Raw genomic sequence first — 12,984 nt, forward strand, 5'->3', positions numbered from 1 at the left:
CTCTTTCCGCCTGAATCTGATAATCCAACAAACCGAACTGGATCGCGCTCAATTCCCAAAAGGCTTCGATATGGCCGACACTCAGAGAATGCGTGCATGGCCTTTTGTAAGGCCCTGGAACATGCTGTACTTATTAAATTCCCCTTATAACAAGAAAACTTATATCAGCTTGCAATTATAAAATTTTCATGCGATACGAGTATAAATTTCTGAATTAACAAATTTGGCGGTAAATCCAATGTACATCAGCAAAATTAAATTTTTTTGTATAACGGCTTTCATCTGTTGTTCTATTTCCATAAGCCAGACAAAGCCTGCTATTGGAGCGGTTAAAGAGCCCCCCATAACAGCGCTTTTTCTCGAATTATATAAAAGCAACGATAAAAATATTTCACTTGGCTCAATGCTTTTAAGCATTGAAATGTCTAATACAATAAGTTTAGAAAAATTTCTGAGAGCTTCAGTAAATAACAAAAATACTCAAGTGGAAAGATGCATAAAGTTATATACAATAAGTAAATTTACATCTGATTATTCAGATATGAAAAATTTTATTGCATCCTTCCCAGACGATAAAGATAATTTTGTGGCATTAATTAGTTTTGAATGCTCAGTAACACGTTGCCCACATAGCAATATGCTTAAATATCTCATCGATTTTGTTAATATGGACTATGAAGTTATAAATAATACAGATATTGAATTAAAAAAAATGGCAAGAAAGAAAATTGATAAGATAATTCCACTTTCTGATGGATGGGTTAGTGAATCTATAGATTCTTTATTACATGATAAGGGAGGTATGTAATGGCAGCAGAATGGGTCTTCAGCATAAAGCAACAAATTTTAACTTCTCCCTTAGGGGAGACATGGTCAGCTTGCAGTGGTGGGTTAGCGGAGGCGTTGCCTTACGACAAAAGATATACAATAGAGAGTTTGGTTGTTTACGCAAAAAATGACAAAAGTATGCGTGATTTCAGGGATCGTGCGGGAAATGCCTGGTGGTGCCCAATTACGCCTCAATTTTCGACATCCCGCTATGGATTTGGCATTCACCCTGATGGTGGGCTCCCCGGTACGCATGGATGCATCGGTATAACTAATTTTGATACGACGTCTGCCAAGAATGCCCTAAAAAATGCAACCGGGCAAATAGTGCATGTCATTCCGTAAAAACAAAAAAAGCCAATATGCTTTCTACTTTTTTGATGATAAACGTGTAAAAAGTTTTTTATGTATTATAAATACATAAAAAACTTTTTACATCTGCAAATATTGGTTGTTTAATCAGGGCGCTCATGTGCCGTAGGTAGCTGCTTCAGAACTGCCCTTTGATGGCGTGGTCGCGCTGTCAGAGCATTTAACTTTTGCCAAACTGACGACGAGAAGGGTGAGTCCGCCATACGGACTCACCCTATTTTTCTACGCTGAGAGCAATCTGCTCCACTTCCAGAGCAATGCGCTTTTACCATAACCTACGTCCAGCATGGCCAGGGCTTGGTAGGTAAGCGCGAAAGCGCGTTTTTCCCCTTCAATGAGAAGCAGATGATCCGCCAAGTCCGGCAAAATGACGCGCAGGCGGTCAATTTCCCGCAGCACATGGGAGTGCTTGCGGCAGGCTATGCGGGCGACTTCCATAGAGGTGGCGACATGTTCCATGGCTATGCCCCCTGCCGCTCTGACAGAATGGACGCGGCCTGGGTCATGTGCCGGGTGATCCGGAAGCCGCGGGCAAAGGCGTCACGAGCCTCGTCAAAGGGATTGAGGTAGGCCATTGCCAGAGATATATCCTCGGAGCCTCCGCGGCGTGCCTGCTCTCTGGCCGTGGCCAACAGATACGGTTTGGCGCCGATGTGGATCTCGCCCAGCAGCTCCTCGACGATCCGGCGCAGTTGCTCCATACGCCGCAGATAGTCTTGGAAGGTTTCCTGGGATAGCCCGGAATTTTCCAGGACAAGACACTCAGGCGTTTCATCCTTCACTGCTGCCGCCAGAGCTTCCACCCGGCCGTACCAGCCTTCCTCGCGCAGCCCAGGGATGGCCTCTTCTTTCAGCCAAGTTTCGAAATCCCGGGACTGCGGCTTGGTGCAACGCTCAATCATGGCGCGCACGGCTTCTTCTGAAAGCATCCGGACCTTGGGCACGCAGCACTTGCCCTGCCGAGGAGAGACGATTCTCCAGGTACCGTCATAGCTGTCGCGCCCGAGCACGCCCTCCCACAGCGCCGGCAGCTCGGCGGGGAGCCAGCCCGAGGCCGCCGCATAGCCCAGAGCCGGGCCCAGATCGTTGACGGCAATCCAGAGATGGCCGTCCTTTGTGGCTGCACGCAGCTTTTGGCCTGCGAATTCCAGCGAGTGCAGATGCACGCCGGGCTTTATATTCTGGGGCATAAGCGTCGGGGCAGGCAATGCGGCCGAAGCGCGCTCCGCCCTGCCCTTCGTCCAGTAGTTCCAGAGCGCTTCGTCGCACTCGGCCTGGTAGAGCTCAATTTTGGGCCGAAGATCGGCTCGGACCTTTTTGGGATTGATGCTGGCGAGAAATGCCGGCAATTTGCGCACGGGCATGCAAAGAGTTTGCTGCTGACCTCCCTCGGAAGGTGTTGCGATGATCGCAACACCCCATCTTTCCTTATTGGCATTGAGCTTTGCCGTCTGAGAAGGCCAATTCAAGCCCAAATTTTCGATAATGGGCTTGACCGGAGTGAAGGGCTGTCCGTTGATGGTTGTGCAGAAAATGGTGTCGCCATGGAATGGAACGGAGGAAAGAGCGAAAACGGGAGTCTGACTCATTGGAGCCTCCAAGGGAACTTTCTAGGTTCATGCAGGCATCTCCCCCATTGGGAAATGCCGGGTGCTAGAAACAGCCCTTGGAGCTGCGGACTATTTTCTCCATACGGAGTATTGTATTTCGTCCACGCCCGGCAAATATGGCAAGAGGCAACCTCGCAGCATGCGAGGCACAAAAAAAGCCAAAACTGTCGGGTTGGCGTGGCCGCCAAGGAGGTGTTTCTAGCACCTGAGTTATTCTACGCCACATCCCAACTCAAAAGTCAATATCAACCGCTTTTCTCGAAAACAAGAAAAATTAAATGAAAAATTTGAAAAAATGCTTGCAATCCATCTCCGCCAGAGCGAAGTGTGGGAAAAATAGGCGTGAGCGGAGAAAAGCTGATGAGCAAGGCATACGTGGCGAGAGAACGGGGAACAGGTGTTTTCGAATGCGTTTACATTCGCCAGGCTGGAGATCTGGATGCCTTGGGTCGCATCCTGAAGAACAATTTCCGAGACAAGCCCGCCGTAGACCGTCTGATGTCCGGAGGGGAGATCCGCTTCATCCACCAGGATACCGGCAAGATCCTCCGGGAAGACGGCCCCGGCGCCTCCCTTGTGGTGTCGGATCATCAGTTCTGGAATATGATGGATGTTCACAGGATCGACCGTGTCTACATCTACAATAGGGGCGCATGGAAGGAGTATGACTTCGCCGGCCAGGAGATTGACGGATCCATCCTGAAGCAAAAAAGGTTTCAGCTCAATCCGTGCAAACGGTTCCGCCCCTGATCATCCCAGACACCTCCGGCAAAAGGGGGCCTCTTATGCAGAGAATATATATTATCGCCAACAACAAAACCGGCGTCCAGATGCTGAGTATGATTCTCCGTGACCAGTGCGGCTACGAGATCGTTAACGCCAAGTCCCCGAGTCGGGAGGCAATCAGCCAGGCTGACGCCGTAGTTGTATGCTGGAAGCCTGATCGGGCCGCGATGTTCGAGGCGGGAATGGCCGCAGCCCTCGGCAAACCCATATTCGCCCTGGCGGAAACGGACGAGCTCGATCCTCAGGAGCGTATCTTGCTTGATCATATTCTGGGACTCTCACATGACGTTGAGGATTTGAAGTTTCACATGCAAATGGTGAGTCAGAATAAGCCCCGGATCAGGCCTTGAGTGGGGGCCCATAAAACGTAACCCCCGATAAAGCCATTGGAATCAGCAACAACCAGAACCATCCTTATTTCCAGGAGGCTCACGGTACTAACCGGTCTAGATCGATAAAGCACGCTGGAAATCTATGGCCGTGATCTTTTCTAAACCCATGGGCTTCATCGTACACTTTGTTGATCGCCTCCAGATCGTTGGGGTTTAGCGCGCCGAACTCCAGGAGCGGGGTCGATTCCTCTGCATCATACGTCGCCAGCCGAGTAATTCCCTTGACAGATTCGTGTGGAATCATCTCGGAAACTGTCTCACAAAACGCATTGTCTGGAGTCAATCCATTTTTATGAGGAAATGATATAGCTGCGACAAGCCCTTTGATTATGTGGCCGAGAGCCACAACATCAGCATACGTTTCAAACCTGAAAACGACCCTGAATCCGCAAGTTGAATCATGGTTCAAGCTGTCAATTTGTAACATTTTTACTTCCTTCACGTACCTTCTCCACCCACTGCCGTTCCCTCTGGCCTGCGATGTCCCAGAAGTATGGAAAAAGAGAGACCAGCAAATCTTTCGCATAGTCCCACTCAGTTCCCGCCCCAGTGCAGACGGAAACGCCATATGGCCCTTGTATGTTATCAATATCCCGGATCTGGAAGGGACCGATCCTGTGCGCCTGCATCGGGGGCAGAGTCTCAGATTTGTATTCCGTGAAATGCCAGCAGCCTCCGCTGAACTCCACATCAGGCCAATGTGGGACAAAAAATTCAGTTTTCTTTCTTCATTTCCGCAATGCCTTCCGCGCTCAATTCTATTGACAACGTGGTTTTCTCCGGCCCCCAGGGCCTTCCTCAAGACCCGGGCGATAGCCGGAATTCAAACCCTGCTGGAATATGTGCCAGAATTCTTTGTCCACGAAACGGAGTACGTCGAGGTCCCCCCCTCTCTCATGGCGGTACGGCATATCTCTTCAGTTTGGTTGGTGACGTATTGAAGGGCTGAGCTGTTTTGCTTCACGGCTTCCATGCATAAGGATTCAGTCTGCTTCCGGACATACTGGAGGGCTTTGCCGTTTTGCTTAACGGCCTGCAGGCATATGGGCTCCGTCTGCTTCCGAACGTACTGAAGAGTCATTCCATCCTGCTTCACGGCCTGCAGACAGATATCCTCTGTTTGTTCCCGAGCGTATTGAAGAGCGTTCCCACATTGCGTGATCGCAGCCATGCATATTTGACTGGTTTGCTCATGGACGAATTGAAGAGCATACCCATTTTCCTTCACTGCAGCCATGCAAACAGGTTCAGTTTGGTCAAGGACGAAAAGTATGACATTGCCGTCTTGCTTCACGGCTTCCAAACAAACTCCCTCGGTCTGTTTCCTGACGAACTCGAGCGCCATGGCATCCTCCCTCACTGCCGTCATGCAAATCTGCTCATCCTGATCAATGACATACCGAAGTGCTGAACCTCTTTGCTTCACGGCTTCCATATATATGGGCCTGGTCTGGTTCCGAACATATCGAAGTGCCTCTCCGTCTTGAAAGACGGCGGCCATACAGATTTCATGAGTTTGATCGCGGATGTATTGAAGGGCATTCCCATTCTCTATCACCGCCTCCATACAAATTTCTTCTGTCTGGTGCTTGACAAATTTGATGTTCAATCCATCCCGTTGTACAGCGGCCAAACAATGGTTTTCATCAGTCCAAACTTCAAGGTCTCTAATAGATGAGATAATATTCTTCTCCGTATTGCTGATAATATGGTTGCGGCGATTAATTCACATACGGCAACGCGCCCTACCCGCAAGTAGATGCAAAGGTGTCCTTGGAAAGCAGTAGGAATACAGAATTTTTGAAATATTTCATTTAACTATGTAGTCTTGTTAAATTGTTTACTTGCATCCCAATATAAATACAATATCCAAAATAAATATCCCTGAAAGTAAAGTTGTTAATGGCATTAACAGCAACAAAACTATATCTGATTTATCAAAATATAAGTAATAATATTTTTTATATTTAGAGATTGTTTTAAACATATTGAACATATTGAAACACATTGGAATAATAAAAAGTAAAGATATTAGCAGAATACTTACATTAAACATCATATATAGAGAATAAACGAGTAAAATTATAAATACTGATACTGATATTATACAAAACAAACTAAATATTATTAAGAACTTTGATAATAACATTCTAGTTTGTAATCTTGCCTGAATCATACCCTGCGCCCATCGACTCCGTACTGCCTGCTGGCGGCCGCATGGTTTTATCTTTGTGTATTTTTTCATTGTATTGTAATTTTTGCTACACTATCCGCTTCAGTTATGGCACGACAAGCACATCCTTTAGCATATCCTTTTGTCGTTCCATCATATTTATCATATAAATTTCTTTTCTTCTTTCTTCGACTTTATCAACGCATACCTTATATGAAATAAGGTTAAGAGATAAAAAATCATCATCATATTTTTTAACTAATTTTTTACATAAATTCAGTTCAGAGTCCTCTTTAAATTCTTCAATTTTTGAAATAGTATATTGTATTTCATCAATACTTGCTTTTGTATAAATTATTTTATGAATTAATAAAAATGATGTTATAATAAAAATAATCTCAATTATAATACACATTATTCCAGATTTATAGCTTCTTATATTAATATACCCTCCGATATATGCAATAGATACAACAACTAAAGACCAAGCACTAAAGATAGAATTATAATCAATAATAAAATTATTTCCAGGTAATGAATATTTTTCAAAAAGGGCAATGCGTAAAAATTGATAAAAAATTGTATAATCACAAACTATGTATGCAGCAAAAACGACTGCCAATGGAGCCATAATTATATATACCGACCTGAGAAGATTAACGTTTGCCATCAAAGCTATATTTTTAGATTTTGTCATATCATTAACCTCCAATTACAAAGGGATGTTCTCCATACTTTCGCAGATAAAAGACTTGACTCCGGGCCAGCACCCCATGCCCCTGCCCATGATGGAGACATAAGCGAGGTACGATTTAGGATCTCTTCAATGCCTCAAAGCATCCGGGGTCTTGCTCCGGCTTTCTTGATCGCTCCATTGATCCATTTCATGGGAGAACATTTTATGAATAATTGAAAAATTACTTCTAATTTTTCTAAAAAACAAGAAAAAGGTGAGAAAAATTTAAAAATTCGTCTTACCAAACCAGACAAAGTCCAGTCCGCTGTAATTTATTCTTGGCTTAAAAATTGCATTGCCAATAGAAACACTGCGGGCCCCGCGCCCCAGACCCGCGCTGCGCGACAGCCAGTGAGAGATTTCCATGGCAACCAAAATCGTTTCTCCTCTGGCAGGATGGCTTGGCGGCAAAATGCGCCTGGCCAAGCGTATCGTTCCCCTCATTCCGCCACATCACACGTACATTGAGCCGTTCGCAGGCGGCGCCTGGATCTTTTTCCGGAAAGATCCAGCGCCCGTTGAGGTTTTAAATGACCTGAACGCCGATGTGGTCACGCTTTACCGTGTGGTTAAAAATCATCACGAGGAATTTCTGAGGCAGATGAATTGGACGCTGCCGGCGCTACTGGAGTTTGAGCGCCTTTGGAGGATGCCGGTCGAATGCCTCACGGACATCCAGCGCGCGGCTCGGTATTTCCAGATAATTCGGATGTCCTTCAGCGGCCGCATGGCGGGAAAGCCGTCATTTAGCCGGAAATGCTCAAAGCCAGCTAACTTCAACCCCCTCAGAGTCAACGAGATAATATGCGGGGCATACGAGCGCCTTGCACAGGCCTGTATTGAATGCCTTCCTTACCAGGAAATTCTCATGCGCTATGACAGTGAGAATTCGTTCTTCTACATTGACCCGCCCTATTTCGGACGTGAGCAGTATTACGGCAAGGATATGTTTCATAGGGAGGATTTTGCCCGACTGCCCGGGCTTTTGAAAAATCTGCGCGGAAAATTCCTTTTGTCCTTGAATGACGTTCCGAGGGTAAGGGAACTTTTTGCCAATTTTAGCATTTCCAGCCTCAGCACCTGTTACACATGCGCGCCAGGCAGAAACAGTCATCCCTCAGAGCTGCTGATTGCCAATTTCTAAGTAAAAGGGCCGGGGTATAACCCCGGCCCACAAACTATTCTCCGTATCATCTTTAAGACATCACCTGAGTTTTTCCGGCGGAAACTCTCCATGCGCCCGCAGATAAGCCGCAGGTTAGACCCCGTTGCGCCGCAATTTTTTCATTATCAGTTGTTCCAAAATCTGCTGTTTCTCTTCGGAGCGCGGCTATGTTCGTTCCCTGGCGGGGAATTCGCCGGCCAAGGCTTTTTTTCTGCGGAACCGCCTTGCGGTCTCACGCATCTTTTCAAAATTTAGGTCCATTTTCTCTTCCAAAGGGCTCTTAAAAAATCACCTACATCGTGGAAATATGCGCCGCAGATTTGCTTTCCATCCGCTCCTTGGAGAACAGGTGCAGTTCTGCCCCGAAAAAATTCTTCAGCCGCTCCACGATATTGAAGTGGAATGTTCTCATGGGGGAGACAACCATACAGACCCGACGCATCACGGCGTGCTTCAGCAATACTGCCATCCGGAAAGCCAAACCCTATGGAGTCCCTACAGGGCCTGCCACTCAGCCAAAAGGCTGCCGACGAATATGCGCTGCTGCAGAAATACCCGTCCAGCTGGTCCAGGATATGGTACTCGGTCCGCATTCCGTTTTCCGCGTATATGCCGTCAAGACGCCGATGATAGTGCGCGGAAATCCAGAGCGATGGTCTGCAACCGCGCAACACCATATCAAGAACCTTGACACTCGGATCCGGCGAAAAATCAAAGTTGCCCCGCGGCGCGTTCTTCCAGCTGTGCTTAGCTATGCCAAATGCCGCGGGCACAGTATGCGAAAGGACAATATCCACCTTGGGCAGTTTGCTGGGGAGGTGAGCCCGCTCAAGAATTTCTTCAGGAAACCAGTCGCGTCCCTCCTCCCGATACGCACGATCTATGGACTTCCCTCCCCCCGCGAAAAAAACCGTTCTCCCGTCAGGCAATTCCATGGTGGATCCGCGGGGATGATAAATCACATGCGGCGCCAATTCGACGGATTGAAAGCTCCCCCTGGGAGCTGCGGCGCAAAGAGAAGGATGATCCTCATGATTGCCGTCCAGAAAGTGCAGCTCGGTCGCCGCAAGTACAGAGGCCGGGAGTATGTCATGCGGTAAAGGAAATAACTTTGGCCACCAGCCAAAATCCCCAGCGACGATGCACAGATCAGGGCTGTAGAACGCCAGGATTGAGCAGAGGTAATCCCAGCGGGCGTGGGAGTCACCAAGCACCAGGATACTTTTTTCTTCCATGTGTCGCCTCACGTGTACGCGGAGGACGTACCCGTTCGCAAGACTTCAACCTCGTCGGTGCAGGTGGCATATTTGTCTGACGAAACCAGAAGGCTGCCTAACGCCACACCATCTTCACGATATCAGCATAGCAGACATCGTAGTTGGCGATTCCGCACAAGAGCGCATCAGGATCCTCATCCTCTTGGAGGCTTCGCTTGCCCGCATGTCCGGCATCGTCAAAAAGCGGGAACAGCTGACCGCCCCCCAATGTATGTGCGCCACAGATCTTCCTGAATACGCCCTTCAATATTTCCTTCTGAGGACCGGAAACCATTTTTCGAGTGGCAATAAGGCAGGCATAGGCCAGCCTGGCGCAAGATGCTCTGACAACTAAATATTCGTCCAGAGAGATGTGCTGGAATGCACGCCAATGAAAAAACATGGAAACAACGCATGCAAACAGAGCTTGGCGCTCACGAGGCGAAAGATCAGAACGGCCTTTACAAAAGGCTTCCAACGCTGTCTCCATTGAAGGAAATTTTCTCTCCAAAGAGACTGCATGAAAGGTTAAGGGCGCAAGCGGCATGGCGTTTTCTTCTGGACCGGGAACCAGTCGAGAACAATGTCTAAAGTGTTCTTCAACACATCTATATTTCCTACATAATCATGGATTGCATATTCAGCAAGCTCGCGGAGTTCATCACGAACAAGAAGACCATGAGCAATGAGTTGCTTAATGTCATTGCGATCACGATCAGAAAATCTGGAAAGTTTCATAAGAGCCAGGTCAACGGGCGCAAGGACATACACTTCCAACATCCCCAGCGTTGCAATTTTTTTGGCCCTCTCCGGGTATTCATCGTGAATGAGAGAAAATGTACTATTAAAATTATAATCAAAATCCACACGTTCCGCATCAAGTGGATCTTCGGCAACAACAAGAGCATGTAACCCTTGCGCAACGCTCATTTTGTGGGAAAACAGCACATCAAGGTCAAGAGACATCCTCAAGCCGTTAAGCCAAAAGGCTACAGCCTGGCCACCGGCAATATAGGCATTCACAGGATATGAACAGCCCTCGACGGTTTGAGCTATTTGCTCAAGGATATTCATACTGGCATCAAAATAACGCCCAGCATGGTAATTGCCTGGCATTTTGACCTCTCTTGTCATAAAAAATCTAGCTTCGATAAATTATGAAGTCAATTTATACGCCGCCAGATTGGCGTGCTGCGTCTTCACATACTCCAAGGCCCCAGTAGCTGCCGCAGCACTCCTCACAATTTTTACACAACTCGCTTCGATCATGGCATTGACCCGAGAGCCGGCAGTTTCTCCGGCTTGGCGGAAATCCGTGCGGATCCCGATAATGGGGATATTCCTGGCAAAGGCATAGCCGATTTCCCAGGCCGTGCCATCATCCACCTGAGCACCGTCCAGCAATGCCAGAACCAAGTCGCACGAGTCCAGGGCAGCGCGATCCGTTTCCATAATCTGCCGCACAGCATCCTTTCCCCACCGGGCAACGTCTTCCTGGGACACCAGATCGCCGGGCCAAATAGGTTCGTGGCCTGCCGCGGCAAGCATCGCTTTCAAATTCTGATGCCACTTACGATCCGCCTCTGAAAAAAGAGGCCCCGCCTGATAAATACGCATAATCACGACCTCCTTTGGAGGGTTGATGGCCCTGTAGATGAAACGGTTCTGTCCCTTTTTTCTTTCGGCCCAAAGCCTTTCAAGAGATAAATTATATAAAGAATATTTTATACTTTATGTATCATAAGAATATTACATTTCATAAAAATCAAGAAAGTTTTTTGGAAAATTAGAAATAAATTGAGCAAAATTGCAAAATTTGATATTTTTCAAAGACCAAAAATTAAAATTCCAAATTCTCGAGTACGTGCATGGGCGGCAAGAAAGAAAGGAAAGAATTATGACATATACAATAGACAAACTTACCCATGAAGACATGGAAAGAATCCTTATGGGGATGGAACATCTTCAAGGTTCTAATCTTTGCGCTATGGAAGAGGATAATGCGAACTACCCGATGCGTGCGCAACAAAATCGACGGAATCTTGAAGAAACGCAGCAACTTTATGGCAGAATTCGTGCAATATATCAAAACCCGCAACACGATAGCGCCAATGAATTTCTGGAATGTCTTCGAGAAACTCAAGGTCCGCCTCTGCCGGAGCCGCGGGCTGGAGCTGTGGCCAATGGCTACTGCAGCAACGAGTTCGCTGATGTAGGCCCCCTCTATGTTGGAATGTCGCCTACCACAGCACTACGGATTTTAAGCCTTTGGGATCGCTTTGAGAAGCTCCGCAGCAGCACAGGCGTACTCACACCTCAGAAACTCTCCTTTGACGCCTCAGATTTTGGGATTGATTGCATTTTATTCAGAGATAGCCACTTTGAGGAATATCCTCCAAATGTATGGCAGCCGAGCTTTAAGAATGCCAGGCCTGACTTGGCCGAAGATAACCTTCCGGCCGTATACTCTTATGACCTTGAATTCGCTCCTTGCGGCGTGTCCGTCATTGCCCAAGAAAAGCATACGGGAACCACCGTAAGGGTTCATCTGAACAAACAGGTTCTTGAAAAAGTGGTTGGGGGGCCTTCGCTTGAAAAATGCGATGATCAGAAAACGGCAGATACAGAAGATGCGGCGCAAAAGTCCTGCAGAAGACGCCTCAGGCCCTAGAGGTTCCTATGTTGGACATAAAATTTAAAAAATTTGGCAGAAATCAGGAGCGCCGCCAGAGCAGAAAAGACTTCATCCTCGAAATGCACGATCTGGCCAAAAGCAGCGGACATGTGGCTTTCGAAAAAACCACGGCCAGAACGCTTCTTGGAGAAGCAGGGCACCGCCTTGATACCCTCCCCATGCTTACCGCTGATGAAAGAAACACCCACAGTTGGATCCTGGAGCTTGGGATCCGGCACGGTTGGGACACTACACTTTACCGTGCCGATTTCATGCGCCCCCGCCCCGACATTCGCTACTATCTCATAGATCCTGTGGATGAATTTGAGGCATGCTGCGCCGTTTTTTCAAACGACGTCCGCGGTCATCTTGAAATTTTCGAGGATGGCCGCCGCCTCTGGCCGTCAGGCCCTAACACAGGATATCACTATACCTCTGCATGGTGATCCTTCCGAGGCGAGGAAAGTCACAGCCCCCATTTTTGAGGAGTTCCAGGAAACGGCTGATTCTTCCTTCAGGTCCGTCCGTGGAGGTGCCCACACACTCAAAAATACGCCACAGCACTTGAAGATTACCAATTTGACCCAAGTAAAAAATTACTATATCTTAGTAAAAAATGCAATTTTATACTAAGTTATGAGTAGAAATACCGTCGCCATATCTGCTTTGCCCCCTAGCTCCCTCTCCAGGCTGAAGGATCTGGGGCACCGCATTCGTCTGGCCAGAAAACGGCGAAAACTGACTCTCCGTCAACTGGCCGACCTCATGCTCGTCTCTGTGGCCACACTGCAGCGCCTTGAAAAAGGGGCCCCGGGCGTGAGCCTCGGGACATTAATGACGGCCCTGACATGCCTTCAGCTTGAAAACGATATTGATGCCGTTGCGGCCATGGAAACAGACATGGTTGGGCTTGAATACGAACGAAGGCGCCTGGAAGGTCTGAACCGCCGACAATCCGGGCCTGCCAAAGAAAATATTTACAACTTTTAAGG

17 protein-coding genes are annotated in these 12,984 nt (G+C 47.6%); 8 read left to right on the top strand and 9 right to left on the bottom strand.

Annotated elements, in window-relative coordinates:
• Positions 1 to 238 precede the first annotated feature (238 nt).
• Positions 239 to 808, top strand: coding sequence for a hypothetical protein (locus tag AXF13_RS16595; protein WP_150116103.1), 570 nt, complete (start codon positions 239 to 241; stop codon positions 806 to 808).
• Positions 808 to 1,173, top strand: coding sequence for a hypothetical protein (locus AXF13_RS16600; RefSeq protein ID WP_150116104.1), 366 nt, complete (start codon positions 808 to 810; stop codon positions 1,171 to 1,173). Before AXF13_RS16595 ends, AXF13_RS16600 begins: the two co-directional genes overlap by 1 nt.
• Before the next feature lie 249 nt (positions 1,174 to 1,422).
• On the opposite strand, the gene AXF13_RS07915 is transcribed toward AXF13_RS16600, so the two are convergent.
• Both AXF13_RS07915 and AXF13_RS07920 read right to left on the bottom strand, forming a co-directional pair.
• Positions 1,423 to 1,659: a hypothetical protein gene (locus AXF13_RS07915; RefSeq protein WP_062252377.1), complete on the bottom strand. Its 237-nt coding sequence runs from the start codon at positions 1,657 to 1,659 to the stop codon at positions 1,423 to 1,425.
• 2 nt (positions 1,660 to 1,661) lie between these two features.
• Positions 1,662 to 2,789, bottom strand: a complete 1,128-nt coding sequence (locus tag AXF13_RS07920) for a phage antirepressor N-terminal domain-containing protein (protein WP_083522013.1) — start codon at positions 2,787 to 2,789, stop codon at positions 1,662 to 1,664.
• A gap of 381 nt (positions 2,790 to 3,170) precedes the next feature.
• Between AXF13_RS07920 and AXF13_RS07925 the strand changes: the two genes are divergently transcribed.
• Positions 3,171 to 3,560, top strand: coding sequence for a hypothetical protein (locus tag AXF13_RS07925; protein ID WP_062252381.1), 390 nt, complete (start codon positions 3,171 to 3,173; stop codon positions 3,558 to 3,560).
• Between the two features lie 35 nt (positions 3,561 to 3,595).
• Entirely contained in the window at positions 3,596 to 3,946 is a 351-nt protein-coding gene (locus tag AXF13_RS07930; protein WP_062252383.1) for a nucleoside 2-deoxyribosyltransferase, read from the top strand.
• Between the two features lie 79 nt (positions 3,947 to 4,025).
• Here AXF13_RS07930 and AXF13_RS07935 read toward each other — a convergent pair whose 3' ends face one another.
• From AXF13_RS07935 to AXF13_RS16605, 3 genes are all read right to left on the bottom strand, one after another.
• Complete coding sequence (locus AXF13_RS07935) at positions 4,026 to 4,430, bottom strand: hypothetical protein (RefSeq protein ID WP_150116105.1); 405 nt, start codon at positions 4,428 to 4,430, stop codon at positions 4,026 to 4,028.
• Positions 4,431 to 4,811: 381 nt separating this feature from the next.
• Entirely contained in the window at positions 4,812 to 5,621 is an 810-nt protein-coding gene (locus AXF13_RS07940; RefSeq protein ID WP_223299879.1) for a DUF4116 domain-containing protein, read from the bottom strand.
• Between the two features lie 646 nt (positions 5,622 to 6,267).
• Entirely contained in the window at positions 6,268 to 6,858 is a 591-nt protein-coding gene (locus AXF13_RS16605; protein ID WP_150116106.1) for a hypothetical protein, read from the bottom strand.
• A gap of 403 nt (positions 6,859 to 7,261) precedes the next feature.
• Here AXF13_RS16605 and AXF13_RS07945 point away from each other — a divergent pair, with 403 nt between their 5' ends.
• Positions 7,262 to 8,041 (top strand): DNA adenine methylase, encoded by a 780-nt coding sequence (locus AXF13_RS07945; RefSeq protein WP_062252389.1) that lies wholly within the window; start codon positions 7,262 to 7,264, stop codon positions 8,039 to 8,041.
• 272 nt (positions 8,042 to 8,313) lie between these two features.
• Here the strand turns inward: AXF13_RS07945 and AXF13_RS15950 are convergent, their stop codons facing one another.
• The 4 genes from AXF13_RS15950 to AXF13_RS07965 all read right to left on the bottom strand — a co-directional run bounded on the left by AXF13_RS15950 (position 8,314) and on the right by AXF13_RS07965 (position 10,935).
• Positions 8,314 to 9,297 (bottom strand): metallophosphoesterase, encoded by a 984-nt coding sequence (locus AXF13_RS15950; RefSeq protein ID WP_083522014.1) that lies wholly within the window; start codon positions 9,295 to 9,297, stop codon positions 8,314 to 8,316.
• Between the two features lie 97 nt (positions 9,298 to 9,394).
• Complete coding sequence (locus AXF13_RS07955) at positions 9,395 to 9,865, bottom strand: hypothetical protein (RefSeq protein WP_150116107.1); 471 nt, start codon at positions 9,863 to 9,865, stop codon at positions 9,395 to 9,397.
• Positions 9,847 to 10,434, bottom strand: coding sequence for a DUF6036 family nucleotidyltransferase (locus AXF13_RS16610; RefSeq protein ID WP_150116108.1), 588 nt, complete (start codon positions 10,432 to 10,434; stop codon positions 9,847 to 9,849). Before AXF13_RS16610 ends, AXF13_RS07955 begins: the two co-directional genes overlap by 19 nt.
• 39 nt (positions 10,435 to 10,473) lie before the next feature.
• The gene (locus AXF13_RS07965; protein ID WP_083522015.1) at positions 10,474 to 10,935 is read right to left on the bottom strand and encodes a nucleoside 2-deoxyribosyltransferase; all 462 of its coding nucleotides are present in this window, start codon (positions 10,933 to 10,935) and stop codon (positions 10,474 to 10,476) included.
• Positions 10,936 to 11,215: 280 nt separating this feature from the next.
• On the opposite strand from AXF13_RS07965, the gene AXF13_RS16615 reads away from it, so the two are divergent.
• The 3 genes from AXF13_RS16615 to AXF13_RS15955 all read left to right on the top strand — a co-directional run bounded on the left by AXF13_RS16615 (position 11,216) and on the right by AXF13_RS15955 (position 12,982).
• The gene (locus AXF13_RS16615) at positions 11,216 to 11,989 is read left to right on the top strand and encodes a hypothetical protein (protein ID WP_150116109.1); all 774 of its coding nucleotides are present in this window, start codon (positions 11,216 to 11,218) and stop codon (positions 11,987 to 11,989) included.
• An 8-nt stretch (positions 11,990 to 11,997) separates the two neighbouring features.
• Positions 11,998 to 12,438 (top strand): hypothetical protein, encoded by a 441-nt coding sequence (locus AXF13_RS16620; RefSeq protein WP_150116110.1) that lies wholly within the window; start codon positions 11,998 to 12,000, stop codon positions 12,436 to 12,438.
• A 190-nt stretch (positions 12,439 to 12,628) separates the two neighbouring features.
• Positions 12,629 to 12,982: a helix-turn-helix domain-containing protein gene (locus tag AXF13_RS15955; RefSeq protein WP_083522016.1), complete on the top strand. Its 354-nt coding sequence runs from the start codon at positions 12,629 to 12,631 to the stop codon at positions 12,980 to 12,982.
• Positions 12,983 to 12,984 lie beyond the last annotated feature (2 nt).

It is taken from the genome of Desulfovibrio fairfieldensis, from assembly GCF_001553605.1.
Lineage (GTDB): Bacteria > Desulfobacterota > Desulfovibrionia > Desulfovibrionales > Desulfovibrionaceae > Desulfovibrio > Desulfovibrio fairfieldensis.

Bases quoted from the DNA above. Each gene is read 5' to 3' on its own strand.
- AXF13_RS16595 (WP_150116103.1), top strand. From the start codon at position 239: ATGTACATCAGCAAAATTAAATTTTTTTGTATAACGGCTTTCATCTGT.
- AXF13_RS16600 (WP_150116104.1), top strand. From the start codon at position 808: ATGGCAGCAGAATGGGTCTTCAGCATAAAGCAACAAATTTTAACTTCT.
- AXF13_RS07915 (WP_062252377.1), bottom strand. From the start codon at position 1,659: ATGGAACATGTCGCCACCTCTATGGAAGTCGCCCGCATAGCCTGCCGC.
- AXF13_RS07920 (WP_083522013.1), bottom strand. From the start codon at position 2,789: ATGAGTCAGACTCCCGTTTTCGCTCTTTCCTCCGTTCCATTCCATGGC.
- AXF13_RS07925 (WP_062252381.1), top strand. From the start codon at position 3,171: ATGAGCAAGGCATACGTGGCGAGAGAACGGGGAACAGGTGTTTTCGAA.
- AXF13_RS07930 (WP_062252383.1), top strand. From the start codon at position 3,596: ATGCAGAGAATATATATTATCGCCAACAACAAAACCGGCGTCCAGATG.
- AXF13_RS16605 (WP_150116106.1), bottom strand. From the start codon at position 6,858: ATGACAAAATCTAAAAATATAGCTTTGATGGCAAACGTTAATCTTCTC.
- AXF13_RS07945 (WP_062252389.1), top strand. From the start codon at position 7,262: ATGGCAACCAAAATCGTTTCTCCTCTGGCAGGATGGCTTGGCGGCAAA.
- AXF13_RS15950 (WP_083522014.1), bottom strand. From the start codon at position 9,297: ATGGAAGAAAAAAGTATCCTGGTGCTTGGTGACTCCCACGCCCGCTGG.
- AXF13_RS07955 (WP_150116107.1), bottom strand. From the start codon at position 9,865: ATGCCGCTTGCGCCCTTAACCTTTCATGCAGTCTCTTTGGAGAGAAAA.
- AXF13_RS16610 (WP_150116108.1), bottom strand. From the start codon at position 10,434: ATGCCAGGCAATTACCATGCTGGGCGTTATTTTGATGCCAGTATGAAT.
- AXF13_RS07965 (WP_083522015.1), bottom strand. From the start codon at position 10,935: ATGCGTATTTATCAGGCGGGGCCTCTTTTTTCAGAGGCGGATCGTAAG.
- AXF13_RS16615 (WP_150116109.1), top strand. From the start codon at position 11,216: ATGACATATACAATAGACAAACTTACCCATGAAGACATGGAAAGAATC.
- AXF13_RS16620 (WP_150116110.1), top strand. From the start codon at position 11,998: ATGTTGGACATAAAATTTAAAAAATTTGGCAGAAATCAGGAGCGCCGC.
- AXF13_RS15955 (WP_083522016.1), top strand. From the start codon at position 12,629: ATGAGTAGAAATACCGTCGCCATATCTGCTTTGCCCCCTAGCTCCCTC.